The sequence below is a fragment of the Nostoc sp. FACHB-888 genome (assembly GCF_014696655.1).
GTDB lineage: Bacteria > Cyanobacteriota > Cyanobacteriia > Cyanobacteriales > Nostocaceae > Nostoc.
Window position 1 is genome coordinate 1 of record NZ_JACJQM010000383.1, and the last position, 2,238, is coordinate 2,238.

Annotated in this window: 4 protein-coding genes; 3 read left to right on the plus strand and 1 reads right to left on the minus strand. The window is 42.0% G+C overall.

Features of this window, described 5'->3' with window-relative positions:
• The first annotated feature begins 75 nt into the window (after positions 1 to 75).
• The 3 genes from H6G26_RS41095 (at position 76) to fghA (ending at position 1,914) form a co-directional block, all read left to right on the plus strand.
• Positions 76 to 636: a condensation domain-containing protein gene (locus H6G26_RS41095; protein WP_190737819.1), complete on the plus strand. Its 561-nt coding sequence runs from the start codon at positions 76 to 78 to the stop codon at positions 634 to 636.
• A complete protein-coding gene (locus H6G26_RS44135; protein ID WP_277883979.1) occupies positions 605 to 964 on the plus strand; it encodes an AMP-binding protein in 360 nt (119 codons plus the stop codon). The genes H6G26_RS41095 and H6G26_RS44135 overlap by 32 nt, the downstream gene beginning before the upstream one ends.
• 110 nt (positions 965 to 1,074) lie before the next feature.
• Positions 1,075 to 1,914, plus strand: coding sequence for an S-formylglutathione hydrolase (gene fghA, locus H6G26_RS41105; protein ID WP_190737821.1), 840 nt, complete (start codon positions 1,075 to 1,077; stop codon positions 1,912 to 1,914).
• A 46-nt stretch (positions 1,915 to 1,960) separates the two neighbouring features.
• Here fghA and H6G26_RS41110 read toward each other — a convergent pair whose 3' ends face one another.
• Positions 1,961 to 2,131 (minus strand): hypothetical protein, encoded by a 171-nt coding sequence (locus H6G26_RS41110; RefSeq protein WP_190737823.1) that lies wholly within the window; start codon positions 2,129 to 2,131, stop codon positions 1,961 to 1,963.
• Between the last annotated feature and the right edge of the window lie 107 nt (positions 2,132 to 2,238).

Below are 2,238 nucleotides of genomic sequence, written 5' to 3' on the forward strand. Positions count from 1 at the left end.
CTTAGGATTTGTGTAAAAATAACCTGAACAATTTTTGTGCGAAAGCTAGATTTAGCAAGCTATTCCAAATAAATTTTGTACAACTTATTTTTACATGATGCCTTAGCAACCTTCCAGGTACTTCTACATCGCTATACAGGGGCTGAAGATATTCTTGTGGGTTCTCCTGGTGCCGGTAGGCAGCAAACTAAATTTACTCGGGCGGTTGGTCATTTTGCTAACTCTGTAGTTTTAAGAGGAAATCCTGCTGATAATCCCACCTTTAAGACGTTTTTGGCTCAAATCAGGCAAACGGTGCAAGAAGCGATCGCTCATCAAGATTATCCTATTTCACTATTGGTTAAACGCTTGCAACCAAACCGGGATCTCAGCCATAATCCTTTGTTTCAGGTTAGTTTTGTATATCTGCAACGGCTGAAGCGATTTGGCAAGATTTTAGATTTGTTCTTGCCTGAAGAAATAGACGTGGAAATTGATTGTCACGATTTGAAGCTGAAACCTTTTGTGATTCCCCAAGAAGAAGGGAATTTTGATTTAACCCTAAAAGTGGTAGAAGGAAGCAAATCTTTGTTTGCTGACTTTAAGTACAACACTGACCTTTTTGATGCTAGAAGCTGGATGGCAAAATTTCCATAAATTAAAAATACTTTGTGGGGGTGAAGCTTTACCCAAGAAGTTAGCTAATCAATTACAAGCCAGGAGTATTTCACTTTGGAATGTTTATGGTCCAACAGAAACCACCATCTGGTCACTAATTTCTCAAGTCGAGTCTGAGGAAGGATTAATTTCTATCGGTCGTCCTATTGCCAACACTGAAGTTTCCGCCATTTGCAACCAGTTCCAATCGGCGTACCTTGTGTTGGTTTCCTTATCCTATTGGCATAGCGAGTGCAGAGGGGATGAATCGCCAAGCAACGATCGCAATTTGGTTTCGGTTCTCAAAGCGATGTCTACGATGGGCTAGGCCTACGCAACTGCGGCATATTGTGCGCTTGCTATAGCGTGTTAATTACCAGGTAGTTCACGGTAAAATAATCTTTCTTTGGCGATCGCTCAGGAAAGTGATAATAATCAATGTCTAACCTCAACCTCATTTCCGAATATAAAAGCTTTGGTGGCAAACTCGGCTTTTACGGTCATCATTCCTCAACCTGTAACGGTGAAATGCGCTTTGCTGTCTATCAACCACCACAAGCAACTCAAAAAGCTGTACCAATTCTGTATTTCCTCTCTGGGTTAACTTGCACCGAAGAGAATTTTATGGGGAAGGCGGGGGGAGTGCAGCGCTTTGCGGCTGAGTACGGTTTGATATTGGTTGTACCAGATACTAGTCCGCGTAATAGTGGCATTGTAGGTGAGGATGACGACTGGGATTTTGGTACAGGTGCGGGCTTTTATGTTGATGCTACAGAAGAACCGTGGCGTAAAAACTATCAAATGTATAGTTATGTCGTCCACGAATTACCTGCTTTAATTACTGCAAACTTCCCTACCCTACCCGATAAACAAGGCATTTTCGGTCATTCGATGGGGGGACATGGGGCGCTTGTCTGTGCAATGAGAAACCCAGAACTTTACAAATCAGTATCAGCTTTTGCACCTATCACTGCACCTATGCGTTGTCCTTGGGGTCAAAAGGCTTTTAGTGGTTATCTTGGCAACAATCAAGAAACTTGGCGTGATTATGATGCTAGTGAATTAGTAAAAAAAGTAGGATATCACAGTTCGATTTTGATTGACCAAGGAACTGCTGATAAATTTTTAGCTGAACAATTACTACCAGAGGTGTTTGAGCAAGCTTGTGCAGATGTTAACCAGCCGCTAAACTTGCGTTACCAAGAAGGCTATGACCACAGTTATTATTTTATTGCCAGTTTTATTGAAGATCATATCCGCCATCATGCGTTAGCGTAGCTTACCGTAGGTATCGCTTTATTATAGGACTTACGCAAAATATCTCTCAAACTCTGATTTCTCCGTGCCGCGCCAGTTGCCAGTTGCTACAAGTCGGGGAACCGCAAGGGCGCACTGGCTTCTCTGTGCCTCTGCGGTAGCCTGCGGCAAGCCGCTTTGCGTCTACGTTATTCCGTAACTCATGCGTAAGTCCTATATTAATTACAGCAGTTTTCATCTATATTAGACATGTCCGGAATATGATTTGGGTACCAAAAAATGGTAGAAAGTAAAATTGACCCTCTACCAACATCTAATTAAATGATTAGTATCTTTGATTATATA

Excerpts from the sequence above, each read along its gene's own strand:
- fghA (WP_190737821.1), top strand. The coding sequence starts at position 1,075 with ATGTCTAACCTCAACCTCATTTCCGAATATAAAAGCTTTGGTGGCAAA.
- H6G26_RS41110 (WP_190737823.1), bottom strand. The coding sequence starts at position 2,131 with ATGAAAACTGCTGTAATTAATATAGGACTTACGCATGAGTTACGGAAT.
- H6G26_RS44135 (WP_277883979.1), top strand. The coding sequence starts at position 605 with ATGCTAGAAGCTGGATGGCAAAATTTCCATAAATTAAAAATACTTTGT.